The sequence below is a fragment of the Cellulosimicrobium composti genome (genome assembly GCF_009711085.1).
GTDB lineage: Bacteria > Actinomycetota > Actinomycetes > Actinomycetales > Cellulomonadaceae > Cellulosimicrobium > Cellulosimicrobium composti.
Genome location: NZ_WMKA01000057.1, coordinates 1 through 23828, shown reverse-complemented (window position 1 = coordinate 23828; position 23828 = coordinate 1). Strand labels below are relative to the sequence as shown.

25 protein-coding genes and 1 tRNA gene are annotated in these 23828 nt (G+C 75.0%); 20 read left to right on the top strand and 6 right to left on the bottom strand.

The genetic code is table 11. The features are described 5' to 3' along the window. The 9 genes from GJV82_RS17210 to GJV82_RS17170 all read left to right on the top strand — a co-directional run. A partial coding sequence (locus tag GJV82_RS17210; RefSeq protein ID WP_404812995.1) for a pseudouridine synthase occupies positions 1–842 on the top strand: 842 nt, incomplete at its 5' end. 69 nt (positions 843–911) lie between these two features. Next, positions 912–1274 carry a chorismate mutase gene (aroH, locus tag GJV82_RS17205; RefSeq protein ID WP_115942606.1) on the top strand — a complete coding sequence of 121 codons (363 nt, stop codon included), beginning with the start codon at positions 912–914 and terminating at the stop codon, positions 1272–1274. Beyond that, on the top strand, positions 1271–2023 hold the full coding sequence (cmk, locus tag GJV82_RS17200; protein ID WP_318657771.1) for a (d)CMP kinase: 753 nt from the start codon (positions 1271–1273) through the stop codon (positions 2021–2023). The genes aroH and cmk overlap by 4 nt, the downstream gene beginning before the upstream one ends. A gap of 23 nt (positions 2024–2046) precedes the next feature. Further along, on the top strand, positions 2047–2724 hold the full coding sequence (locus GJV82_RS17195; RefSeq protein WP_318657770.1) for a lysophospholipid acyltransferase family protein: 678 nt from the start codon (positions 2047–2049) through the stop codon (positions 2722–2724). Further along, a complete protein-coding gene (locus tag GJV82_RS20825) occupies positions 2721–3659 on the top strand; it encodes a DMT family transporter (protein ID WP_318657769.1) in 939 nt (312 codons plus the stop codon). Before GJV82_RS17195 ends, GJV82_RS20825 begins: the two co-directional genes overlap by 4 nt. A 63-nt stretch (positions 3660–3722) precedes the next feature. Beyond that, a complete protein-coding gene (locus GJV82_RS17185) occupies positions 3723–4094 on the top strand; it encodes an iron chaperone (protein ID WP_155100073.1) in 372 nt (123 codons plus the stop codon). Positions 4095–4171: 77 nt separating this feature from the next. Then, positions 4172–5707: a ribosome biogenesis GTPase Der gene (gene der / locus GJV82_RS17180; protein WP_155100072.1), complete on the top strand. Its 1536-nt coding sequence runs from the start codon at positions 4172–4174 to the stop codon at positions 5705–5707. Continuing rightward, entirely contained in the window at positions 5704–6783 is a 1080-nt protein-coding gene (locus GJV82_RS17175) for a hypothetical protein (protein WP_196217293.1), read from the top strand. Before der ends, GJV82_RS17175 begins: the two co-directional genes overlap by 4 nt. Positions 6784–7003: 220 nt before the next feature. Further along, positions 7004–8422, top strand: a complete 1419-nt coding sequence (locus GJV82_RS17170; RefSeq protein ID WP_155100071.1) for an FAD-dependent oxidoreductase — start codon at positions 7004–7006, stop codon at positions 8420–8422. An 82-nt stretch (positions 8423–8504) separates the two neighbouring features. Here GJV82_RS17170 and GJV82_RS17165 read toward each other — a convergent pair whose 3' ends face one another. Together GJV82_RS17165 and yczE are read right to left on the bottom strand one after the other, a co-directional pair. Next, complete coding sequence (locus tag GJV82_RS17165; RefSeq protein ID WP_318657768.1) at positions 8505–9071, bottom strand: NADPH-dependent FMN reductase; 567 nt, start codon at positions 9069–9071, stop codon at positions 8505–8507. Continuing rightward, positions 9068–9700: a membrane protein YczE gene (yczE, locus tag GJV82_RS17160; RefSeq protein ID WP_155100070.1), complete on the bottom strand. Its 633-nt coding sequence runs from the start codon at positions 9698–9700 to the stop codon at positions 9068–9070. The genes GJV82_RS17165 and yczE overlap by 4 nt, the downstream gene beginning before the upstream one ends. Before the next feature lie 58 nt (positions 9701–9758). Here yczE and GJV82_RS17155 point away from each other — a divergent pair, with 58 nt between their 5' ends. Continuing rightward, a complete protein-coding gene (locus GJV82_RS17155) occupies positions 9759–10229 on the top strand; it encodes a MarR family winged helix-turn-helix transcriptional regulator (protein ID WP_155100069.1) in 471 nt (156 codons plus the stop codon). A 47-nt stretch (positions 10230–10276) separates the two neighbouring features. Continuing rightward, on the top strand, positions 10277–10825 hold the full coding sequence (locus tag GJV82_RS17150; RefSeq protein WP_155100068.1) for a suppressor of fused domain protein: 549 nt from the start codon (positions 10277–10279) through the stop codon (positions 10823–10825). 136 nt (positions 10826–10961) lie between these two features. Here the strand turns inward: GJV82_RS17150 and GJV82_RS17145 are convergent, their stop codons facing one another. The 3 genes from GJV82_RS17145 to GJV82_RS17135 form a co-directional block, all read right to left on the bottom strand. Beyond that, entirely contained in the window at positions 10962–12623 is a 1662-nt protein-coding gene (locus tag GJV82_RS17145) for a GDSL-type esterase/lipase family protein (protein WP_225873447.1), read from the bottom strand. Between the two features lie 157 nt (positions 12624–12780). Next, positions 12781–14637 carry an amidase family protein gene (locus tag GJV82_RS17140; protein ID WP_318657767.1) on the bottom strand — a complete coding sequence of 619 codons (1857 nt, stop codon included), beginning with the start codon at positions 14635–14637 and terminating at the stop codon, positions 12781–12783. Between the two features lie 62 nt (positions 14638–14699). After that, positions 14700–15446: a cohesin domain-containing protein gene (locus GJV82_RS17135; protein ID WP_155100066.1), complete on the bottom strand. Its 747-nt coding sequence runs from the start codon at positions 15444–15446 to the stop codon at positions 14700–14702. 238 nt (positions 15447–15684) lie between these two features. On the opposite strand from GJV82_RS17135, the gene GJV82_RS17130 reads away from it, so the two are divergent. Both GJV82_RS17130 and GJV82_RS17125 read left to right on the top strand, forming a co-directional pair. Beyond that, entirely contained in the window at positions 15685–16521 is an 837-nt protein-coding gene (locus GJV82_RS17130) for an alpha/beta fold hydrolase (RefSeq protein WP_155100065.1), read from the top strand. A 28-nt stretch (positions 16522–16549) separates the two neighbouring features. Then, positions 16550–17656 carry a DNA glycosylase AlkZ-like family protein gene (locus tag GJV82_RS17125; RefSeq protein WP_318657766.1) on the top strand — a complete coding sequence of 369 codons (1107 nt, stop codon included), beginning with the start codon at positions 16550–16552 and terminating at the stop codon, positions 17654–17656. A gap of 27 nt (positions 17657–17683) precedes the next feature. On the opposite strand, the gene GJV82_RS17120 is transcribed toward GJV82_RS17125, so the two are convergent. Then, positions 17684–18460, bottom strand: coding sequence for a helix-turn-helix transcriptional regulator (locus GJV82_RS17120; RefSeq protein WP_155100064.1), 777 nt, complete (start codon positions 18458–18460; stop codon positions 17684–17686). A 115-nt stretch (positions 18461–18575) separates the two neighbouring features. On the opposite strand from GJV82_RS17120, the gene GJV82_RS17115 reads away from it, so the two are divergent. From GJV82_RS17115 to GJV82_RS17085, 7 genes are all read left to right on the top strand, one after another. Next, the gene (locus GJV82_RS17115; RefSeq protein WP_318657765.1) at positions 18576–18986 is read left to right on the top strand and encodes a DUF2000 domain-containing protein; all 411 of its coding nucleotides are present in this window, start codon (positions 18576–18578) and stop codon (positions 18984–18986) included. Between the two features lie 229 nt (positions 18987–19215). After that, a complete protein-coding gene (locus GJV82_RS17110; protein ID WP_155100062.1) occupies positions 19216–19860 on the top strand; it encodes a GntR family transcriptional regulator in 645 nt (214 codons plus the stop codon). After that, positions 19857–21221, top strand: coding sequence for an MFS transporter (locus GJV82_RS17105; protein WP_318657764.1), 1365 nt, complete (start codon positions 19857–19859; stop codon positions 21219–21221). The genes GJV82_RS17110 and GJV82_RS17105 overlap by 4 nt, the downstream gene beginning before the upstream one ends. A 69-nt stretch (positions 21222–21290) precedes the next feature. Continuing rightward, a tRNA-Pro gene (locus GJV82_RS17100) sits at positions 21291–21364 on the top strand. Between the two features lie 230 nt (positions 21365–21594). Further along, the gene (locus tag GJV82_RS17095; RefSeq protein ID WP_155100061.1) at positions 21595–21831 is read left to right on the top strand and encodes a helix-turn-helix transcriptional regulator; all 237 of its coding nucleotides are present in this window, start codon (positions 21595–21597) and stop codon (positions 21829–21831) included. 6 nt (positions 21832–21837) lie between these two features. Next, on the top strand, positions 21838–22479 hold the full coding sequence (locus GJV82_RS19585; RefSeq protein WP_196217292.1) for a hypothetical protein: 642 nt from the start codon (positions 21838–21840) through the stop codon (positions 22477–22479). 14 nt (positions 22480–22493) lie between these two features. After that, a protein-coding gene (locus GJV82_RS17085; RefSeq protein WP_155100060.1) for an IS3 family transposase occupies positions 22494–23764 on the top strand; the annotation gives its coding sequence in 2 pieces (ribosomal slippage) (positions 22494–22767 and positions 22767–23764; 1272 coding nt in all). Positions 23765–23828: the final 64 nt, after the last annotated feature.

Sequence of the window (23828 nt, the reverse complement as noted above, 5' to 3'; positions counted from 1 at the left end):
CCGCCGGGAGCGGCGGCGCGTCGGGCGGCGGTCGTCCGGGCGCGGGCCGTGCCGGCGGCGCCCCGCGCGGTGCGGGGCGCGGGAAGCCGGCGGAGCCGCAGCGCGACGTGCACGTCGAGGACGGTGTGCGCCTGCAGAAGGTGCTCGCGTCCGCGGGCCTCGGCTCGCGCCGCGCGTGCGAGGAGCTCATCACCCAGGGCCGGGTCGAGGTCGACGGCGTGCGCGTCAGCGAGCTCGGGGTGCGGATCGACCCGGCGAGCGCCGTCGTGCACGTGGACGGCATGCGCCTGCAGCTCGACTCGTCGCGCGTGACGCTCGCGCTCAACAAGCCGCGCGGCGTCGTGTCGACGATGCACGACCCGGACGGCCGCCCGTCGATCGCGGACCTCGTGGCCGACCGGTCCGAGCGGCTGTTCCACGTGGGCCGCCTCGACGCGGACAGCGAGGGCCTGCTGCTGCTCACGAACGACGGCGAGCTCGCCAACCACCTCGCCCACCCGTCGCACGAGGTCGCCAAGACGTACCTCGTCACGGTGCGCGGCAAGGTGCCCGGCAACGTCGCCAACCGGTTCCTGCACGGCATCGAGCTCGAGGACGGCGTCGTGCGCGCGGACGCGTACAAGGTCGTGGACCAGGTGGCCGACCAGACGATGATCGAGGTCGTGCTGCACTCGGGCCGCAACCGGGTCGTGCGCCGCATGTTCGACGAGGTCGGGCACCCCGTGACGCGCCTCGTGCGCACGCGCATCGGCCCGATCGCGCTCGGCAACCTCCGCCCGGGCACGACGCGCGTCCTCGGCCGCACGGAGCTCGGCACCCTCATGGCGAGCGTCGGGCTCTAGCCCGCCGCCGCACCACCACCCCGACGGACCGCCGCGAGGCGGGCCGTCCCGCACGAAGGAGCACCATCCATGCCGGTCCGGGCGATCCGGGGCGCGACCCAGCTCGACGCCGACGAGCGCGAGCACCTCTTCGAGCGCACGCGAGAGCTCGTGCGGGCGGTCCTCGACGCGAACGCCGTCGACACCGACGCGCTCATCTCGATCCTCTTCACGTGCACGCCCGACCTCGTCGCCGACTTCCCGGCGGCGGCGGCGCGCGAGATGGGCCTCGGCGACGTGCCGCTCATGTGCGCGACGGAGATCGCGGTGCCGGGCGCGCTCCCGCGCGTCGTGCGCCTCATGGCGCACGCGGAGCTCGACGTCGAGCGCTCCGCCGTCCAGCACGTGTACCTCCACGGGGCGACGACGCTGCGCAAGGACCTGGCCCAGTGAGCGCGGGGGGCGCGGCAGCGCACGAGGGCCCGCTGACGATCGCCGTCGACGGCCCGTCCGGGTCGGGGAAGTCGAGCGTCTCGAAGGGGGTCGCGTGCCGGCTCGGGCTCGCGTACCTCGACACGGGCGCGATGTACCGCGCGGCGACGTGGTGGTGCCTGCACCGTGGCGAGGACCTCACGGACCAGGTCGCGGTCGCGCGCGCGGTGCGCGTCATGCCGCTCGTCATGGGTCTCGACCCGTCGGCCCCGACCGTCCACGTGGACGGCACCGACGTGGGCGAGGCGATCCGCTCGACCGAGATCTCGACGGCCGTGAGCGCGGTCGCGACGAACCTCGACGTGCGGGCCGAGCTGCGGCGCCTGCAGCGCGCGGTGATCGACGCCGAGCGCACGCCCGAGGGGTACGCGGGCGGGCGCGGCGTCGTGGCCGAGGGCCGCGACATCACGACCGTCGTCGCGCCCGACGCCGACGTGCGCGTGCTGCTCACGGCGAGCGAGGAGGCGCGCCTGGCACGGCGCTCCCTCGACGTGCACGGCACGGCCGACGCCGCCGCGGTCGAGGCGACGAAGGACCAGGTGCTGCGCCGTGACCGCGACGACGCGACGGTCTCGCAGTTCCACGTCGCGGCCGACGGCGTCGTGACGGTCGACTCGTCCGACCTCGACCTCGAGCAGACGGTCGACGCCGTGCTCGCCGTCGTCACGCAGGTCACCGGGCGGGTGGTCGGCCCGCGCCAGGGCTCGTGAGTCCGGCGGCGTCCGCCGACCGCGTGCCGTCGCCGGCCGGGCCGGCGTGGTCGCGCTGGGTCGGGCGCTTCCTCGCGCGCGTCGTGTGGGCGACGCAGGTGATCGGCGCGGAGAACGTCCCGGTGGACGGACCCGTCGTGCTCGCGGCCAACCACACGGGTTTCGTCGACGGGCCCGTCGTGCTCGGCGTCGCGCCACGCCCGCTGCACGTGCTCGTCAAGGAGGAGATGTTCGTCGGGCCCGTGGGCTGGGTGCTGCGCGCGGCGGGCCAGATCCCCGTCGACCGTGCCGGCGGGCGCCGGGCGCTCGCGACCGGGCTCGCGGTGCTGCGCCGCGGCGGGGCCGTCGGCGTCTTCCCCGAGGGCAACCGCGGCCGCGGCGACGCGACGTCGGCCCGCGCGGGCGCCGCGTGGCTCGCGCTCACCGGGCACGCGCGCGTCGTGCCCGTCGCGGTGCTCGGCACGCGCCGCACGGGGGAGGGCGTCAACCGGCTCCCGGGACTGCGGCGCCGCCTCGTCGTCCGGTTCGGCGAGCCGTTCGAGGTCGAGCGCGCCCCGGGCACGAGCGGCAAGCAGGCGCTCGAGGACGCGAACGAGCGGATCCGCACGGCGCTCGCCGCGCTCGTCGCGGACACCGTCGCGCGCACGGGCGTCGCGCTGCCGCTGGACGACCCGAACCGGGAGCGGCGGGCGGCGGCGTGAGCGCGGACGGGGCGGTCGCGCACGTCGTCGGCGACCGGCCCGGCACCGGCGTCCTCGTGGGTCTCGCCTCCGCGCTCGCGTTCGGCGCGAGCGGACCGTTCGTCAAGCCGCTGCTCGAGGCCGGCTGGTCGCCCGGCGCCGCCGTGCTCGCCCGCGCGCTGTGCTCCGCGCTCGTCCTCGCGCCGCTCGCCGCCGTCGCGCTGCGCGGCAGCCACGGCCTGCTGCGCGCCGAGTGGCGCCTCGTCCTCGGCTTCGGCCTCGTGGCGGTCGCCGGGACGCAGCTGTGCTACTTCGCGGCCGTCGCGCGCATGCCCGTCGGGGTCGCGCTGCTCGTCGAGTACCTCGCCCCGGTCCTGCTCGTGGGCCTGGCGTGGGCGCGCACGCGCCGCGTCCCGCCCCGGCTCACGCTCGCGGGCTGCGTCGTGGCGGTCGCCGGGCTCGTGCTCGTCGTCGACCCGGGCGGCGCCCGCCCGGACCTCGTCGGCGTCCTGCTGGCCCTCGGCGCGGCCGTGGGCGTGGGCACCTACTTCGTGCTCTCGGCCCGCCCGACGCGCCTGCCGCCCGTCGCCCTCGCCGCCGCCGGGCTGGGCGTGGGCGCGGCGGGGCTCGGCGCCGCGGGACTCGTGGGCCTGCTGCCCCTCGCCGCGCGGTTCGACGAGGTGGCCCTCCTCGGCTCGTCCGTCCCGTGGTTCGTCCCCCTCGCCGTGGTCGTGCTCGTCGCGACGGCGTTCGCGTACGTGTCCGGCGTCGCCGCGACGGTGCGCATGGGGGAGCGCCTCGCGTCGTTCGTGGGGCTCTCCGAGGTCCTGTTCGCCGTCGTCATCGCGTGGCTCCTGCTCGGCGAGGCGCCGACGCTCGTGCAGGCCGCGGGCGGTGTCCTCGTCGTGGCGGGCGTCGTCCTCGTGCGCCTCGCGGGCACGCCCGCCGCGCGGTAGGTTCGCGCTCAGGCGCCCGGTCCGGTCGTGGAGCGCGCGCACCGCAGCGCACGGGGAGGACCGATGGTCGACGCACCGGGCAAGCCCACGACCGTGGACGAGTACCTGGCGACCCTCGCCCCGGACGCGCGCGACGTCGTCGCGCACCTGCGGGCCGTCGTCCACGACACGGTGCCCGGGCTGGAGGAGCGGATCAGCTACGGCATCCCGACGTTCACGCGCGACGGGCGGTACGTCGTCTACCTCGCCGGCTGGGCGCACCACGTGTCGCTGTACCCCGTGCCGGAGGTCGACGACGCGCTCGCGCGCCGCGTCGCGCGCTACCAGGACGGCAAGGGGACGCTGCGGTTCCCGCTCGCCGAGCCCGTGCCGGACGACGTCGTGCGGGCCGTCGTCGAGCGTCTCGCCGCCCTCCGGGACGGCGCGGCCGGCTGACGGATCGCGGGCCCGGCGGCGTGCCGCGCGCCACACCGGCCGGGCTTCGTTCGGAGCCCGGCGCGCGGCCTGGGAGAATGGACCCCATGACCACACCCGACCCCGCCCAGACCGGCACGCCCGGACAGACCGACGCCGTCGGGCAGGCCGAGGAGCCCCTGGCGCTCGCGGACTCCGCGGACGACGAGGCTCGCGAGCGCGCGCTGCGCGCCGGCCTCGAGGACTACGAGCTCGAGGAGACCGACCTCGTCCTCCTCGACGCCGACGGCGAGCCCGTCGAGGGCTACGAGCTCGAGGCCCCGCTGCCCGTGCTGGCCGTCGTCGGGCGGCCCAACGTCGGCAAGTCGACGCTCGTCAACCGCATCCTCGGCCGCCGCGAGGCCGTCGTCGAGGACAAGCCTGGCGTCACGCGCGACCGCGTGAGCTACCCCGCCGAGTGGGCCGGTCGCCGGTTCACGCTCGTCGACACCGGCGGCTGGGAGGTCGACGTCGCCGGGATCGAGTCGAAGGTCGCGGACCAGGCGGAGGTCGCGATCTCGCTCGCCGACGCGGTCCTCTTCGTCGTGGACGCGACCGTCGGCGCGACGGCCACGGACGAGCGCGTCGTGCGCCTGCTGCGCGAGTCCGGCAAGCCCGTCGTGCTGTGCGCCAACAAGGTCGACGGGCAGTCGGGCGAGGCGGACGCCGCGTACCTCTGGAGCCTCGGCCTCGGTGAGCCCCATCCCGTCTCGGCCCTGCACGGCCGCGGCACGGGCGACCTTCTCGACGCAGCGATGGCGGCCCTGCCCACCGAGTCCGCGCACGGCGAGGTGCGGCCCACCGGCCCGCGCCGCGTCGCGCTCGTCGGGCGCCCCAACGTCGGCAAGTCGTCGCTGCTCAACAAGATCGCCGGATCCGACCGCGTCGTCGTGGACGAGACGGCGGGCACCACGCGCGACCCGGTCGACGAGCTCGTGACGATCAAGGACGTCCCGTACGTGCTCGTGGACACCGCGGGCATCCGCCGCCGCGTGCACCAGACGAAGGGCGCCGACTTCTACGCGTCGCTGCGCACGCAGGCCGCGATCGAGAAGGCCGAGCTCGCGGTCGTCCTCGTCGACGCGTCCGTGCCGCTGACCGAGCAGGACACGCGCGTCATCTCCCAGGTCGTGGACGCGGGGCGCGCGCTCGTCATCGCGTACAACAAGTGGGACCTCATGGACGACGACCGTCGCCCGTACCTCGAGCGCGAGATCGAGAAGGACCTCGTGCAGGTGCAGTGGGCGCCGCGCGTCAACGTCTCCGCGCGCACCGGCTGGCACACCGACCGGCTCGTGCCCGCGATCCAGCGCTCGCTCGAGTCGTGGGACATGCGCATCCCCACGGGGCGCCTCAACGCGTTCCTCGGCGAGCTCGTCGCGGCGCACCCGCACCCGCTGCGCGGCGGCAAGCAGCCCCGCATCCTCTTCGCGACGCAGGCGTCCACGCGCCCGCCGCGCTTCGTCGTCTTCGCGACGGGCTTCCTCGAGGCGGGCTACCGCCGGTTCATCGAGCGTCGCCTGCGCGAGACGTTCGGCTTCGAGGGCACCCCCATCGAGATCAGCGTGCGCGTGCGGGAGAAGCGCAAGCGGTGAGCGAGCGCGCGCGCACCGCTCCCGCCGGGCTGACCCGGCGGGGCGGCGTGCTGCGCCTCGGCGTCGCCCGGGACACCGCCGCGGTGCGGCACCTGGTGACGTTCCTCGTCGTCACGGTCGCGACGGTGCTCGTCACGCGCTTCCTCCTCGCCGCGTCGGGGTACCCGCAGGTCGGCGGCGGGGACCTGCACGTCGCGCACGTGCTGTGGGGCGGGCTCGGGATGGCGCTCGCCGTGGTCGTGCTGCTGTCGTTCGTCGGCCCGGCGCTGCGCTCGCTCGGAGCGGTGCTCGGCGGCGTCGGGTTCGGCCTGTTCGTCGACGAGATCGGCAAGTTCGTCACGGCGGACAACGACTACTTCTACGAGCCGACGGCGGCGCTCATCTACGCGACCGTCGTCGTGCTCGTCCTCGTCGTGGAGGCCCTGCACGGCCGGCGTCGGCACCACCCGGCGGAGTACCTCGCGGTCGCGACGGACCGGGCCGTCGCCGGCGTCGCGGGCGGATTCACCGACGACGCGCGCGCCGAGGCCCGGGCGCTCGTCGAGCTCGGGCGCGGCGAGCCCGCGGCGGACGAGGTGGCGGTGCTCGTCGAGGCCGTGCCGCGCGACGACGTCGACGTGCCCGACCCGGTGCGCGCCCTCGTGCGGCGCGCGTCGTCGTGGTTCGCGGCCGCCCTCCAGCGGCGCTGGGCGGCCGTCGTCGTGGTGGTCCTCGTGCTCGGTACGGCGCTCGGGTCGCTCGCGGCCGGGCTGCGCGTGCTCGGCGGCGGCATCGACGTGCCCCGCTGGGTCGGCGTCGGGATCGTCGTGGGCGCGTCGGCGACGGTCGCGTGCGTCGTGGCGGGCGTCGTCGTCGCGCGCGGCGGGCGGGCCGAGGACCGCCGGGCCGGTGCCGTGTGGGTGCGGCGCGGCGTGCTCGTCTCGCTGCTGCTCACGCAGCTCCTCGTGTTTCGCGCGCTGCAGTGGGTCGGGGTCGCCGGGCTCACGGTCGACCTGCTCGTGCTCGCCGCGCTCGGCGCCGGCCTCGGAGGGGACGACGAGCGCCGCGGGACCGGGTGGCGGCCGGCGCGCCACTAGCTGCTCCGACATCTGGCGCACCAGGAGGGTCCGGCCTACCGTCGGCTCATGACGTACCTCGTCCAGGCCTTCGGGGCGATCCCGCGGCGGGCGCTCCGCCGCCGCAGGAGCTCGCGACGATGATCCGGCAGATCACCCGGCGGACCAGCACGATCGCGTCCGGTGCACCGGTCGAGGTGAGCCTGTGCAGCGACGCACCGCCGGAGACCGGGACCTGACCATGACCACCCCCGCCCCCGAGACCAGCAGTGCTCTGCCCACCGAGCTCGACGTCGACCTCGCCGTCATCGGGTTCGGCAAGGGCGGCAAGACCCTCGCCGCCGCCCTGGGTCGACGCGGTCAGCGCGTCGCCATGATCGAGCAGTCCGACCAGATGTACGGCGGCACGTGCATCAACATCGGCTGCGTCCCCACCAAGGCCCTCGTCTACGACGCCGAGACCCTGAGCGGCCCCGGACCCGGGCGCTACCAGCAGGCCGCGCGCCGCACCGCCGACCTCACCGCACTGCTGCGCGGCAAGAACTTCTCGATGCTCGACACCCTCGACGCCGTCACCGTGATCACCGGCACGGCGCGTTTCGCCGACCCGCACACCCTCACGGTGCGCGCCGGCGGCGACACCCTGCGCGTGACGGCGAGGACGATCGTCATCAACACCGGAGCGGACCCGGTCCTGCCCTCCGTCCCCGGGCTGCGCGACAGCTCCCACCTCGTCACCAGCACGCAGCTGCTCGCGCGACCCGAACGACCCGACGACCTCGTGGTGATCGGTGGCGGCTACGTCGCCGTCGAGTTCGCCTCGATGCACGCCGCGTTCGGTACCCGCGTCACGCTCCTCGAGCGCGGACCCCGGATCCTGCGCAGCGAGGACGACGACATCGCCGCCGCGGCCACCGAGATCCTCACGACCGCGGGCGTCACCGTCCACACCGGCGTCGTCGTCACCGACGTCAAGGACGACCACGCCGCGTCCGTCGTCACCTTCACCGACCCGGCCGGCGTCGAGCGGACGGTGCGCGCCGACACCGTCCTGGCCGCACTCGGGCGCCGCCCGCACACGGCCGACCTCGGCCTCGACGCGGTCGGCATCCAGACCGATGCGAACGGCGCGGTGGTCGTCGACGAGCACCTGCGCACCACCCAGCCCCACGTCTACGCGGTCGGCGACGTCAACGGCGGCCCTCAGTTCACCTACATCTCCCTCGACGACTACCGCATCGTCCTCGACGACCTCACCGGCGCCGGGCGACGCACCACGACCGACCGTCGAGCCGTCGCGTTCGCCCTCTTCATGACCCCGCCCCTGGCCCGCGTGGGGCTCACCGAGACCGAGGCCCGTGCGACCGGCCGCCCCCTGCGCATCGCCACCCGCAACGTCGCCGACATGGCCACCGTGCCCCGCGCACGCATCGTGCACGACCCGCGCGGCGTCATGAAAGCCGTCGTCGACGCCGAGACCGACCGGGTCCTCGGCGTCACCATGCTCAGCCACGACTCGCACGAGACGATCAACACCGTGGCTCTCGCCATGCGCCACGGCATCACCGCCAGCCGGCTGCGCGACGAGATCTACACCCACCCGTCCATGACCGAAGCCCTCAACGACCTGTTCGCCAACCTTCACCCGGCCGAGGGCTGACCGAGGCTGTGCGGCTTCGAGAGAAGCCGCCATGGGGACGTCCGGCCTCGACGGGGCACGCGCGGGCGGCGACGGGACCGGCTCAGGCGGCCGGGACGGGTGCGGGGCGCAGGAGCGCGGCGAGGCGGCGGACCTCGCCGAGCAGGCGCGCCGCGGCGCGGGCGAGGGTGCCGTCGTCGTGGACGCGGCCGTCCTCGCCGAGCCAGCGGCGCAGGTGCACGGTCACCGCGGCCCCGACCGGGAGCATGCCGAGCGCGACGACGACGGGCGTGATCGCCTCGACGGCGCGCATCCCGCCCGACGACATCCCGTACGACACGAAGCCCACCGGCTTGTCGCGCCACTCGTCGGCCAGGTAGTCGAGCGCGTTCTTCAGCGGGGCCGTGTACCCGCGGTTGTACTCCGGCATGACGAGCACGACGGCGTCCGCCGCGTCCACGCGCGCGCTCCACGCGAGCGTGTGGGCGTGCACGTAGCCCCCGGAGTGTGCGTCCACGGGCTCGTCGAGGAACGGCAGGGCGATCTCGGCGAGGTCCGCGACGTCGACCTCGAGGTCCGGGTCGGCGGGCACCTGCGCGAGGAACCAGTCGGCCACGGCCGGGCCGACGCGCGTGGGGCGGGTGCTGGCGACGACGACGAGCAGCTTCACGAGGGGTCTCCTGAGGGGGTGGGGACGGAACCGGCGCGGTCCGCGGAGTGCGGCGCCCGGACGGTGAACAGGGCGAGGAACGGCTGGACGAGCGGTCCGACCGCGAGGGCGTAGACGACGCTCCCGACGCCGACCGTGCCGCCGAGCACGAGCCCGACACCGAGGACGGCGAGCTCGACAGTGAGGCGCGACCAGCCCAGCGGCCAGCCGCGCGCCGCGAGCCCGGTCATGAGCCCGTCGCGCGGCCCGGGCCCGTACCCGGCGCCGATGTACAGGCCCGTCGCGGCGGCGTTGAGCACGACGCCGAGGACGAGCAGGCCGATGCGCGGCGCGAGCGCGTCGACCGGGGGCAGGACGGCGAGCGTGAGGTCGACGAAGACTCCGACGAGGACCACGTTGGCGACGGTGCCCAGCCCCGGCCGCTGGCGCAGCGGGACCCAGAGCGCCAGCACGACGACGCTCGCGAGGATGACGACGACGCCGAGCGGGAGGCCGGTCGCGCGCGCCACGCCCTGGTGCAGCACGTCCCACGGGAACAGGCCCAGCTCGGCACGCACGAGCAGCGCGATGCTCGCGCCGAAGAGCGCGAGCCCGGCCACGAGCTGGACGATGCGCCGTGTCGTTGACATGTCATCGATCCAAGCACGGGACTCGATGACATGTCAACGAGTGTGGGATGCTGGTCCCATGACCGACGCCGCACCGCCCCGCTGGCTCACGCCCGACGAGGAGCGCGCCTGGCGCGCCTACCGCCGCATGCAGACCGTGCTGCCCGTCGCGCTCGCCCGCGACCTCGCGCGCGACTCCGGGCTGTCCGACCCCGACTACGACGTCCTGTCGACGCTCTCCGAGCAGCCCGACCACCGGTGGCAGCTCCGCGAGCTCGCCGCGCGCATGCTCTGGTCGCGCAGCCGGCTCTCGCACCACCTCGCACGCATGGAGACGCGCGGGCTCGTCACGCGCGAGCCCGACCCGGGCGACGGGCGCAACGCCGTCGTCGTGCTCACCGACCACGGGTTCGCGACGCTCGAGGCCGCCGCCCCCGCGCACGTCGAGTCCGTGCGCCGCCACCTCGTCGACCTCGCGACGCCCGACGAGCTCGCGGCGCTCGCAGCCCTCGCCGAGCGCGTCGTCGCCGAGGTGGGCGACCTCACGTAGCGGCGTCCGTCGCGGGTCGCGACCCGGGCCGCGGCTAGGCTGCCGCGATGACCGACGTCCCGCTCGCCGCCAGCCACGACGCCTTCCCGAACCACGTCTTCGACGCGTTCGGCGTCCCACCGGCCCTGCTCGACGAACGCCTCGGCGGCTCGGTCATGGTCGTGGTCAAGCGACCGACGGGCGGCCCGACCACGCTGCTCACGGCCGGGGTCTCACGGCTCCCCGTCGACGCGGGTCCGCCCGTGGAGCTCGCCGTCGAGGTGGCCGAGGGACAGGAGGGGGCCGGGCTGGTCGCGCTGCGGATCGTGTGCGACGACGTCGCGGTCAACCGCCGCACCCCGCCGCTCGGGACGCCGTGGCGCAACGGCGACCCCTTCCTCACGGGGACGCGGATCTCCGCGATCGTCGCGACGGGCTCGCGCTGGGGCACCGAGCTGGACGACGTGCGCGACGCGGACGGCGCGGTGGTCGGTCACGTGCGCACCCTGCGGCTGCTCACCGACGCGGAGGCGCAGGTCGTCGCGGACGCCGGCTGGGCGGGCCTCGTCGAGTCGGCCGGGTCCGTCGACGCGCTGCTCGACGTCACCCGGCCCTGACCGGGACGGAGGGCTCGTCCGGGTCAGACGCCGGTGCCGCAGCCGCTCGTCCGCCGGGCCCGAGCCCGGGCGGGGCGGACGGTCGCCGTGGTCGCGGGGCCGCCGTCGCCATCGCCCGAGCGCGGGTCCGGGCCGTTCAGCACGCCGGCACCGAGTGCACGACCTCCTCGACGGTCTCGCGGACCCCGCCCCCGGAGGCGCGGGCCGTGACCGTCACCGTGGTGTCGTCGGCGGGCTCGGCGCGCACGGGGAACGCCTGGTAGGCGCTCGCCCCGGGAGCGACGCCCGCGAACGACCGCGACCCGTACGCGGTCGCGACGTCGACGTCGAGCGCGACGTCCGCGTCGTTGGTCACGCGCACGGCGAGGTAGGGCGTGCCGGCGAGGCAGCGCTCGCGGACGTCGGTCGTGACCGCCGGGCCCGCGGGGACGAGGCGCTCGACCGGGATCGAGGCGGCGATGGCCTCCTGGCCCGCGACGTTCGCGTGCACGCCGTCGCCCGTGTCGTACGGCGGGTAGATCGAATTCGGGTTCGCCGGGTCCCGCAGGACGGCGTCGAAGTCGAAGACGGCGTCGCACGTGCCGCTGCAGTTCCCGCCCTCGCGGACGAACGCGTTGACGACGGCGCGGCGCTGGTTCTGCAGCGCGGTGTACCCGGGACGGGGCGTGATGGGCGTGACGTACACCTCGATCCCGGCGGCGCGCAGGCGCTCGAAGATCTGCCGGTAGCTCGCGAGGATCGTCTCGTCGGTGCAGCCGTTCGCGAGGTCGTTGGTGCCGTAGTAGAAGATCACGCCGGTGACGCCGTGGAGGGCGAGGACGTCGCGCTCCAGACGCGAGACGCCGTCCAGGCCGCCCCCGCCGCACACGGGCGAGCTCGTGGTGCCGCTGATGCCCTCGTTGACGACCGCGACCTGCTGCGACGCGGGCAGCTCGGCGACGACGCGGCGCGCGAGCTCGTCGGTCCAGCGCCGGTCCTGCCCGAACGCGTCGCAGCCGGGGCCGCAGTTCTCGCTGCCCACGCCGTCGACGACCGAGCTCCCGTACGCGACGACCGTGCCCGCGAGGTCGGTGTTGTAGACGTCCACGGCGCTGACGAAGTACGTCCACGGCAGGTTCTCCGTGAAGGACGCCCCGGACACCGAGCCGTTGAGGTTCCCCGATCCGAGCGGGGCGCCGTAGTTGTTGCGGCCCGCGCGGTCGTGCAGGCTCGTCACGGTCGGGCGCGCGAGGTAGAAGGTCACGGCGAGCTCGTCCTGCGCGGCGGTGCCGATCGTGGTCGGGTCGCTCCAGACCTCGCCGCCCACGGGGATCGTCACGCTCCGCGCGCCGTCGAACGTGAGCACGCGGTCCGTCCCGGGGACGATCGCCGGGCCGCCGGCGCTCAGCGCCAGGTTGGTCTGGTCGATGACGACCGGTCCCGTCCCGAACTGGTTCTGCAGCCGGATCCGCACGGCGTCGCCGCCCTGGCTCAGGCGCGTCACCATGCGCAACGACTGGTTGTCGAAGTTCTTCGTGGACACACGCTGCTGCGACTGCGCCCAGCTCGTGAACCAGCCGTCGTCGTCGGCCTCGGCGGCGGGGAGCGCGAGGTCCTCGGCGGCGAGGGCCGGGGCGGCGAGCGCAGGGGCGGCGGGCGCGGGGCCGGAGCCGGCCGGTGCGGGGGCGGCGGCCGCGGCGGCCGTGCCGCCGAGCGCGAGGCTCGCCGCGGTCATCGCCGCGAGCGCGATCCGCCGGAGGCGGGACGACGTCGCCGTCCTGGTCGCGGGCCTGCGGGACATGAAGCCGTTGCTGGTCATCCGTACGTCTCCTCGGCGCTGAGGTGATAGCGGTGTCAGCGCGGACAGTACCACCCCGGTACGGAAAGCCGCTTTTCGGTCACGGCGGGTGGACGGACGCGCCGACGGCGACCGGCCCCGAGGGGACCGGCCGCCGTCGCGCGCGGGGACGCCCGAGTCAGCCGAGCGGGCCGTAGAGCGCCGGGCTCGTGCGGGCGTGCGTCGCCTGCTCGAGCGCGTACGCGAGCCCGAGCAGCGGACCCTCGTCGAAGTCGCGGCCGAGGAGCTCGAGGTTGACGCCGCCGCCCGTCACGGTGGCGTCGGACTCGACCGCCTGGCCGATCGGCACCGACACCGCGGGCAGGCCGGTGTTGGGGCTGAGCCGCAGGTTCGTGCCGATCGTGCCGTACGGGTTCGCGCTCGGGTAGACGAGCGCGTCGAGGTCGGCGTCGTCGAGCATCGCGGTGACGAGCTCCTTGCCCTCGGCGAGCACCTTCGTGTGGCTGCCCTCGGGCCCGGCCCACGCCTGGTACGTCTCCTCGGTGACCGCGTCGCGCGAGACGTAGGTGCTGCGGCGCGAGGGCACGTAGCGCCCGGACTCCACGATGCCCGCGAGCGAGCGGGCCTCGACCTGCGGGGCGAGGTGCGCGGCCACGTACGCGTCGAGGTCGTGCTTGAACTCGTTCGTCGAGCCCGAGCCCTCGTTCAGCACGCTCGCGAAGCCGTTCGGCAGCACGGGCGACCACGTCGTGGGCGGCGTGACCTCGACGACGGTCGCGCCGAGCCGCTCGAGCGTCGCGCGGGTCTCCTCCCACAGCCGGCGCGTGGTCGTGTTCGTGCCGATCATCGACGGGACGTAGCCGATCCGCGCGCCGTCGAGCGCGCCGGCGTCGAGGTACTGCGTGTACGAGGCCGGGACCCTGCCCTCCTGACGCGACGTCACCGGGTCCGCGGCGTCGACGCCCGCGACCGCGTCGAGCGCGACGGCCGCGTCGAGGACGCTGCGCGCCATCGGTCCGCCCGTGTCCTGGCTGAGCGCGAGCGGGATGATCCCGTCCCGGCTCGCGAGCCCGACCGTCGGTCGGACGCCGACGAGCTGGTTGTACGACGACGGCACGCGGATCGAGCCGCCGGTGTCCGTGCCGAGGCCCAGGCCCGCGAGGTTGGCCGCGATCGCCGCGCCCGTCCCGCCGCTCGACCCGCCGGCCGTGCGGCTCGTGACGTAGGGGCTTGCGACGAGCGTGCTCGTCCCGGCCGCCTGGAACGCGGAGTGCTCGGACACGAAGCCGAACGCGAACTCGTCCAGGCTGGCCTTCGCGAGGATGACCGCGCCGTCGGCGCGCAGGCCCTCGACCATCGCGGCGTCGGTCGCGGTCTGGTTCGCGTCCCAGCACCCGCAGCCGCCCGTCGTGGGCATGTCGCTCGTGTCGTAGTTGTCCTTGACCGCGACGGGCACGCCGAGCAGCAGGCTCGTCATGCCGTCGCTCGCGCGCACCGCGTCGGCGCGCGCGGCGGCCTCCAGCGCGACGTCGCTCGTCGTGATGATCGAGTGCAGCGGCCGACCGCCCGCGCCCGGGTCCACGAGCGTCGCGTCGTACGCCGCGATCCGGTCGAGGTACGCCTGCGTGATCTCGACCGACGTCGTCGTGCCCGCGTTCATCGCGGCCTGCATGTCGAGGACGGACGCCTCGACGAGCTCGAACGGGCCGTCGTCGTACACCATGCGCTGCGAGACCGCGGCGAGGTCGGCGACCGTGATCGTGCCGTCGTCGTCCGCGTCGGCGGCCGCGACGTCGTCCCAGCCCGCGTCGCCGGACGTGGCGCCGAGCGCCGCGGCGACGACGTCGAGGTCGGCCGTGGTGACCTGCGCGTCACCCGTGAGGTCGAGCTCGGTCCAGTAGGGCGCGAGGAGCGGCGCGGTCCGCGGCTCCGGGGCCGCGGTCGCGGCGGGCGCGCTCACGGCGCCGAGCACGAGACCGCCGATCGTCAGGGCGGCGAGCCCGCCCGTGGCGGCGCGCCGGTGGGTGGTGGTCACGGACGACTCCTTCGAGGTGACGGGCGCGCGGTGCGCGCGCGTGAGGTCGGGGCGGGGGCCGGTCATCGCGTGGCCGCCCGCCGGCGCACGAGCAGGATCCCGGAACCCACGACGACCGCGAGCAGCGCGGCCCCGGCGAACCACGCGACGCTCGCGCCGGTCGTCGCGAGGGGCCCGGTGGAGCCGGACCCCGTCGGGGACGACGACGGGTCGGACGCGCCGTCGTCCCCGGGGCTCGGGGTGCCGCCGTCGTCGGCCGGGTCGCTCGGCTCGTCGGTCGGCTCGTCGGTGGGCGGGGCCGCGGCCGCGGTGACGGTCGTCGTGCCGGTCGCCGCGTCCGTGAGGGTCACCGTGGCGGAGTCCGCGCCGACGAGCGTGGCCGCGGGCACGGCGAACGTCGCGACGCCGTCGGAGACCGCCGTGAACGTCAGGGTCGCGAGGGTGACGTCGCCCTCGAGCCCGGGCGACGTGCCCAGGCGCGTGTGCGCGACGGTGACCGTGCCGGCGGCGTCGTCGGTCACGTCGGCGAAGCCGCCGTCGGGCGTGACCACCGAGTCGTCGACGAGCGCGACGAGCGCCGGGTCGTAGGCGACGGCCACGTCGTACGCGTACAGGTCGACGGCGCCGGTCGCGGCGACCGTGACCGTGACCTCCGCGCCGACCTCGACGGAGGCCGGTGTGCCGAGCGTGACCGCGGTGACGGACGGGGCGGCGTGCGCGGGGGCGGCGAGCGCCGCCGCAGCCAGCGCGAGGCCGCCCACGAGCGCCGCGCGCGGGCGCAGCCGTCGGCGGGGGACGGGACGGGTCATGGGGCGGTCCTTCCTCGCGGCGCGTCCGTGGGACGGTGCCGCCGGTCGTGCTGATCGGGCCCCCTGCCGCCAGCGATGCTCACAAGACCCTGTTTCCCCGTCGTTTCACGACGGTTAGCACGAGCAACGACCCGGGTCTCGGTCCGGTCACGATCTGAGGCCGACGCACCTCACCCGCCGCGGGTGCCTGCGCCGCGCACCCGGTGACCCGGAGCGCCCGGTCTGCGACCATCGCCCTATGGCCGGCGAGGGGTGGAGCTCCCGCCACGTCGTGGTGGAGGGCCGCGAGGTGTTCGTGCGCACGGGCCCCGAGGTGCCTGGCGCGCCGCCGCTCGTGCACGTGCACGGCTTCGCGATCTCGGGGACCTACCTCCTGCCCACCGCCGAACGCCTCGCGCACCGCGCGACAGCCGTCGTGCCCGACCTCCCGGGCTACGGGCGCAGCGAGGAGTGGGGTCACCCGCTCGGGATCCCCGCCCTCGCGTGGGCGCTGCGCTCGACGCTCGACGCGCTCGAGCTCGACCGCGTCGTCCTCGTCGGCAACTCCATGGGCGGCCCGATCAGCCTCGAGGTCGCGCACGCCGCGCCCGAGCGCGTCGCCGGGGTCGTGCTCGCCTCGCCCGCCGGGGGCGTGCACAACCAGCCGTTCGCCCGGGCGGTCGCGCAGCTCGCGCGCGACGCCGTGCGCGAGAGCCCCCGCATGGCCCGCGTCGCGGTGCCCGACTACGTGCGGTTCGGCCCGATCAACGCCCTGCAGCTCTTCGCGGAGCTGGCCCGGTTCCCCTCGCTCGAGCGCGTGCTGCGCGTCCCCGTGCCGACGCTCGCCGTGATCGGCACGCAGGACCCGCTCATGCCACCGCCGTGGCGCGTGCGCGAGGTCGGTTCGCTCGCGCCCCCGCACGTGACCGTCGTCGCGATCGACGGCGCCGCGCACGCCATGAACTTCAGCCACCCCGGCGAGCTCGCGCACGTCGTCGGGTGCTGGCTCGACGGCCGTCCGATCACCGACGACCCCGACGAGCCCGGCACCGCGCGCGTGCTCCAGGTCGCCCGGGGTGCCGGCCCCGTCTCCTGAGCGTCGCGTGGGCACCGTCGGCCGGCCCGTGGACGTGCCCCTCACCTGGGCCCAGGCCCTCGCCTGGCGCGCACGACGGCACCTGCTCGACCCGGTCGGCGACGACCCGGCCGACCGCGTCGTCGCGCGGCTCGGCGCGGTCCCGGCGGCCTCCGACGACGCGGCCGAGCTCGCCGTCCGCGTGCGGCAGCGCACGTCCGAGCCGGGCGAGGTCGGGCGGGCGCTCGCCGAGGGGCGTCTCGTGCGCACCTACGCGTTCCGCGGCGCGACGCACCTGCTGACGCCCGCGGACGGCGGAGCGTACCTCGCGCTGCGCCGCGCGGGCCGCATGTGGGAGCGCGCGTCCTGGCGCACCTCCTACCGTCTCGAACCCGACGACTGGCCCGACCTGCGCGCCGTCGTGCGCGAGGCGCTCGCGGACGGCCCCCTCACCCGGTCCGAGCTCGGCGACGCGGTCGCGGCGCACGACCGGTTCGCGCACCTGCGGCCGTGGTTCGGCGACGGCACGGACACGCTGCTCAAGCCGCTCACCTGGTTCGGGGACATGTGCTTCGCGCCCGCCGGCGACGGCCGGACCGCGTTCCAGCGCGTCGACACGGACCCGCCGTGGGTCGACTGGCCGGACCTCGACGCCGCGGGCCGGCACGCCGTCCTCGCGTACCTCGGCACGTACGGCCCGGCGACGCCGGACCGCGTGCACTACTGGCTCGGCGAAGGACTGGGCGCCGGGCGAGCGCGCCTCGACCGGTGGCTCGCGGAGCTGCGCGAGGACGCGCTCGTGGAGGTCGACGTCGAGGGAGACGTCGCGCTCGTGCCCCGCGAGCACGCCGACGACCTCGCGGACGCGCGCCCGACCGACGCGGTGCGCCTGCTGCCCGCGTTCGACCAGTGGGTGCTCGGTCCCGGCACGGCGGACCCGCGCGTCGTCCCGGCTGCGCACCGCGGGATCGTGAGCCGCGGTGCGGCCGTCGTGACGGTGGGCGGCGTCGTCGCGGGCACGTGGAGGCTCACGGGCGACGACGTGCGCGTCACGTGGTTCGACGGCGCCGACGGTCCGCGGGACGCGCTCGCCGTCGAGGTCGCGCGGCTGGGCACGGTGCTGGGCCGGGACGTGCGTCCCGTGGTGGAGCGCTGACCCGGAGCGCGCCGACGGACGACGGCGTCAGGCGGCGAACGCGCCCGGCGTCGTGCCGAGCACGCGCCGGAAGTGCCGCGTGAGGTGCGCCTGGTCGTGGAAGCCCACCGCGGCGGCCGCCTCGGCGGGTGAGCGCCCCTGCAGGAGCAGGCGCCGCGCGTCGTCCACGCGGCGACCGGTGACGTAGCGGTGCGGCGGGATCCCGTACGTCTGCGAGAAGACCCGCACGAGGTGGCTCGGGTGCGCCCCGAGCACGCGGGCCGCCTCCTCGATCGTGAACGACTCGGCGAGGCGGTCGTCGAGGAGGGCGCGCAGCCGCCGTGCGAGCGGTGCGTCGCGCGCGGTCGAGGCGGGGGAGCCGAGGTGGGAGCGGACGACGTCGCGCAGCGTGAGGACGCCGCACTCCGCGGCCATCGCGTCCGCCGGGTGGTCGAGCGCGCCGTGGACGTCGGCGACGGCGGCGAGCGCGGCCGGGTCGCGCAGCAGCGGCCCCGCGACGGCGGCGTCCGCGGCGGGCGCGGGCAGCCACGTCGGGTCCAGGTACAGCACGCGCTTGCGGAACGGCCGTCCCCGGACGGCGGACCGGCCGTCGTGCGGCACGTGCGGCGGCAGGAGCGTGAGGGTCGCGGGCACGGCGTCGTGCGGCGCGCGGTCGAGGGCGTAGGTCACCGCGCCGTCGTCGACGAGCAGGACCGTCCAGGCGTCGTGCGTGTGCGCCGGGTAGGCGTGCCGCTCGAACGTCGCGTGGAGCACCTCGCGCACCAGCGGCACCTCCGGGCGCCAGGCCCGCACGGAGTCGGCCATGCAAGAAACGTACAAGACCCGCCGACGAGCCCGGCGAACACTGAGGTCATGGACCAGAACGACGCCCTCGCGCCCCCCCGTCCCCGACGCGCCGGGCGCGCCCGACGCGGCACCCGTGCGCTTCGACACGAAGATCGCCGTCGTGCTGCGCGACGACCTCCTGCCGTGGCAGGAGCTCAACGTCACGGCGTTCCTCGTGAGCGGCATCGCGACGAGCGCGCCCGGGCTCGTCGGGGAGGCGTACCGGGACGCGGACGGCACCGCGTACCTGCCCATGCTGCGCCAGCCCGTCGTCGTGCTCACCGCCTCGGCCGACGTGCTCGCGGCGGCACGCGTACGCGCGCTCGGGCGCGGCATCCCGCTCGTCGTGTACACGCGCGACCTGTTCGCGACCGGGCACGACGCCGCGAACCGCGCGGCGGTCGCCGCCGTGCGCGGCGACGACCTCGACCTCGTCGGCATCGGGCTGCGCGGGCCGCGCAACGCCGTCGACAAGGTCGTCAAGGGATCCCGCATGCACCCGTGAGGGAGGGAAGGCCCGTTCGTGCCGCCTCCGGCACCGGGGCCGACGGGCGGGGACACGAGTCGCGACGCTGCACTCGGCGTCGCTCCTTGCTCACAGTCCGGGCGAAGGTGTCAGCACGGCGAGGGATGAGCTGTCGCTTGAGGGTTGCCCGGGCGGTGTGACGAGAGGCACGTGCCTGAGGGGGCGACTCCGGTCGATGTCGTGCACCACATAGATGCATCATGTATCTATGCCTCGAACGACCAGCGGTTCTGCCACCGAGCAGGCGTACCGGCACGTGAAGTCCCTCGTCCTCGACGGGAGTCTGCCCGGCGGGTCCATGACGAGCGAGGGCGAGATCGCCGAGCAGCTCGGCGTGAGCCGCACTCCCGTCCGGGAGGCGTTCCTGCGCCTGGAGACCGAGGGCCTGCTGCGCCTCTACCCGAAGCGGGGCGCGCTCGTCGTGCCCGTCGCGCCGGGGGAGGCGGACGAGGTGCTCGACGCGCGCCTGCTCGTAGAGACCCACGCCGCCCAGGCCGTCGTGCGCCTGCCCGACGCCGAGCTCGCCACGCTCGTCGCGCTCCTGCGCGACCTCGTCACGGCCCAGGAGGCCGCGGTCGCCGACGGAGACGTCGCCGAGTACGCGACGCTCGACGCGCGCTTCCACCACGAGATCGTCGCCGCGGGCGGCAACGGACTGCTCAGCACGTTCTTCGTGAGCCTGCGCGAACGCCAGCAGCGCATGGTCGCGCACAGCGTCCGATGGGACCCGAGCCGTGCCGCGACGTTCGTCGCCGGGCACCGCGGCCTCGTCGACGCCCTCGAGGTCCGCGACACGCGCACGTACAAGCGCCGCATCCAGCGCCACCTCGAGGACGCGAGGGCGGGCCTGTGAGCGCGGCGACGACCACGGCGACCCAGGGCGAGGCCGCCGCGTCGGTGGCCGGGGCGCGGGCCGTCGTCGGGCGCCGGGCGTGGCTGCCCGTCGCGATGGTGATGTTCGCCGTCGCGTGGGGCGGCAACGAGTTCACGCCGCTGCTCGTCATGTACCGGGAGGTCGGCCACTTCTCCGCCGTGACCGTCGACGCGCTGCTCGCCGCGTACGTCCTCGGGATCGTGCCCGCGCTCCTGGTCGGCGGCCCGCTCTCGGACCGGTACGGCCGGCGCCCCCTGCTGCTGCCCGCCGCGCCCGTCGCGCTCGCCGGGTCGCTCGTGCTCGCGGCCGGGGAGTCGTCCGCCGCCCTCCTCGCCGCGGGGCGCGTGCTGTGCGGGGTCGCGCTCGGCCTCGTCATGGCCGTCGGGACCACGTGGATCACGGAGCTCACCGACGCCGCGGCGCGCACGTCCGGGACGTCCGACGGCGGCTCCGGCGCCCGGCGCGCCGGGCTGTCCCTCACGCTGGGCTTCCTCGTGGGGGCGGGCGTCGCGGCCGTCCTCGCGCAGTGGGCACCCGGGCCCACGCACACCGCCTACCTCCTGCACGCGGCCCTCGCCGCAGTCGCGGGGGTGTGGGTGCTGCGCGTGCCCGAGACGCGTCCCGCGCCCGACGCCGCCGCGCGCGGCCGGCTGCGCGACGACCTGCGCGTCCCGGCCGTCGCGCACCGGCGGTTCCTGCGCGTCGTCGTGCCCGTCGCGCCGTGGGTGTTCGGCTGCGCCGGGAGCGCGTACGCCGTGCTGCCCGGACTCGTGTCCGCCAGCGCCGGGGGAGCGCCCATCGCGTTCTCCGGGCTCATGACCGTGCTCGCCCTCGGCTGCGGCGTCGGCATCCAGGTGCTCGGCCGGCTCATCGACACCCGGCACAGCGCGCGGGCGTCCGTCGTCGCGATGACCATCGTCGTCGTCGGCATGGGACTCGGCGCCGTCGCCGCGGCACGGCTCGACCTCGTCACCGCGCTCCTCGCCGCGATGGTCCTCGGCGCCGGGTACGGGCTCGCGCTCGTCGCCGGGCTCAGCGAGGTCCAGCGCATCGCCACCCCCGACGACCTCGCCGGCCTCACCGCCGTCTACTACTCGCTCACGTACCTCGGGTTCTTCGTGCCCGTCGCGCTCGCCGCGCTGTCCGTGCGGTGGACGTACACCCAGATGTTCCTCGGCGGGCTCGGCGTCGCCGCGCTGTGCCTGGCCGTCGTCGCGCTCGCGTGGCGCGCCCACCTGCCGACGGGGGAGCGCGGCACCGAACCGGCGGCTCCCGCCGAGACCGACGGCACAGCCCCGACCGGGGCAAACGGTGCGCTGCGCGCGTCGCGGATGGGGTAGAGTATCCGAGGCTTCACGGGGCCAGGACACGCGGTGTTGTGCCGAGTGGGATGCCTTGTGACGTCGCCACGGGCTGTGGCGCAGCTTGGTAGCGCACCTGACTGGGGGTCAGGGGGTCGCAGGTTCAAATCCTGTCAGCCCGACAAACCGAAATGGGCCTCTGGCTTGCATCACTGCAGGCCAGGGGCCATTCTCATGGGTCGGGCCGGATCGGTGGCCGCAACCGAAAGGTGGCCCAGAATTGATCCAGGGACCAAAAAGGGACCAAGAACCCCGTCGCAGAGGCCGCTCGCGGCCCTACGCCACGCCCGCCCTGACGCCGGCGGTCCGAGGCGTGCTGATCCGGTTGGGCCGGGTCGCACACCTGCCTGGCATGAAGCACGACACCACGCCCGGCGGCGGGCTCGAGCCGCTCATGAGCATCGCGGACCTGTCGGAGTTCATCGCGGTCCCGATCAAGACGATCAAGGACTGGCGCACCAAGGGCGAGGGCCCGGCCGCCTACAAGATCGGCAACCACCTGCGCTACGACGCCGACGACGTGCGCGCCTGGCTGGCGTCCTGCCGGGAGCAGTCCGCAGGAATCCCCGCGATGAGCGGGAAGCGGTGATCGGCCATGGGACGACCCCGCACACCGATCGGCGCCTACGGCGGCGAGTACTTCGTCGACACCCCCAGCGGCAAGGTCCAGGCCCGCGTGCGCTACCGCGAGCAGGACGGCAGGGTCCGCACGATCAAGACCACCGGTCGCACGCGTGCCGAAGCCCTGAGGCTGCTGAAGAGGAAGATCGCGAACAACGAGACGGTCCGCGCCGGCGGAGAGGAGGACCTGACGGCCGACTCGCCGTTCGGTGACCTGGTCGACGCCTGGCTGGAGAGCCTGGACGACGCCGGCAAGCTCGCCGCATCGACCCGGTACCGGTACGAGCGGGACATGCGCACGCTCGTGCTGCCGGCGTTCGAGCACCTCGCACTGCGCGAGATCTCCGTGCGGCGGGTCGACAAGCTCCTCAAGCAGCTGCGCAAGCGCAGCTACGACCGGGCGCAGAAGGCCAAGGTTGTGCTCAACCTCGCGTTCAAGCTCGCGGTGCGGTGGGAGTGTCCCGCGTCAAGCTGCTGGCAGGTTTTGGGTCTCGGGAAAGTTGGGGGTCAGCGGGTCGGCCAGGCCCAGGTGGACCTCCAGGGGCCGGTTCCAGGCGATCGCCTCGTGCGGTCGCACGGTGTGAACCGTCACGGGTTCTCTGCCGCTTCCTTGTGATGAAGGATGGCGAGATGCCGAAGAAGTATGACCCCGAGGTCAAGGCTCGGGCGGTGCGGATGGTGCGTGAGCACATGGGCGACTACGGGTCGGTGACGGCGGCGTCGGTCGCGGTCGGCGCCCAGCTCGGGATCGCGCGGGAGTCGTTGCGCCGCTGGGTGGCGCAGGCCGACATCGACGACGGTGCCCGGCCTGGTATGACCAGTGCGGAGTCGGAGGAGATCCGCCGGCTCAAGGCGGAGAACAAGCGCCTGTCCGAGGCGAACGCGATTCTGCGTGCGGCCTCGATTTTCTTCGCGGGAGAGCTCGACTCCCGCGGCCGCTGATCATGGGGTTCATCGACCAGATGAGAGGCCAGGGCTTCGCGGTCGAGTCGGTCTGCACCGTCCTGCGTGAGCAGGGAGTGCAGGTCGCCGCGAGAACCTACCGGTCCTGGACGCTGGCGCCACCGGCAGCCCGGACGGTGTCCGATGCGGCGGTCGTCGACGCGATCCGTTCGCTGCGCGTAGACGCCCAGGGGCGGGCGACGCCGGAGTCGCTCTACGGGCGGCGCAAGACGACCGCGATGCTGCGCCGCCAGGGTCTGGTCGTGGCGCACTGCACGGTGGACCGGTTGATGCGTGAGCACGGCTGGAACGGGCTGCGACGCGGCCGGGCGCACCGCACCACGATCCGGGCCAAGGACGGGGTGCGGGCCGGGGACCTGCTCAACCGCGACTTCCGCGCGCCGGCGCCGAATCGGGTCTGGGTGGCCGACTTCACCTACGTCCGGACCTGGGCCGGGTTCGCCTACGTCGCGTTCGTCGTCGACGTGTTCGCCCAGCGCATCATCGGGTGGCACGCGATGAGCACCCGCCCGACCGACCTCGTCCTGGTCCCGCTGCGCATGGCCTGCTGGGCCCGTGACCAGCAGCAGCACCCCGTCGTCGCGGGGCAGTTGACGGCGCACTCGGACGCCGGGTCTCAATATGTGTCCGTGCGCTACACCGAGCACCTGGCACTGCAGGGCATCGCCGCGTCGATCGGCACCGTCGGGGACGCCTACGACAACTGCCTGATGGAGTCGATCATCGGGCTGTTCAAGAACGAGTGCATCAAACCCGGCCCCTTCACGACCGGGCCGCTGAAGAATCTGACCGACGTCGAGATGGCGACCATGGCCTGGGTCGACTGGTGGAACCACCGCCGACTGCACTCCACCCTCGCGATGCTCACCCCGGCCGAGGCCGAAGCAGCCCACTACGCTGCAACCACTGCCCTCCACCCGGAGCCGCAGCCAGCATGAAGACGGCACGAAACCCGTGACGGTTCAGTGTTGTACTCGGCCCGGTAGTCGTCGGCGTGCGCGA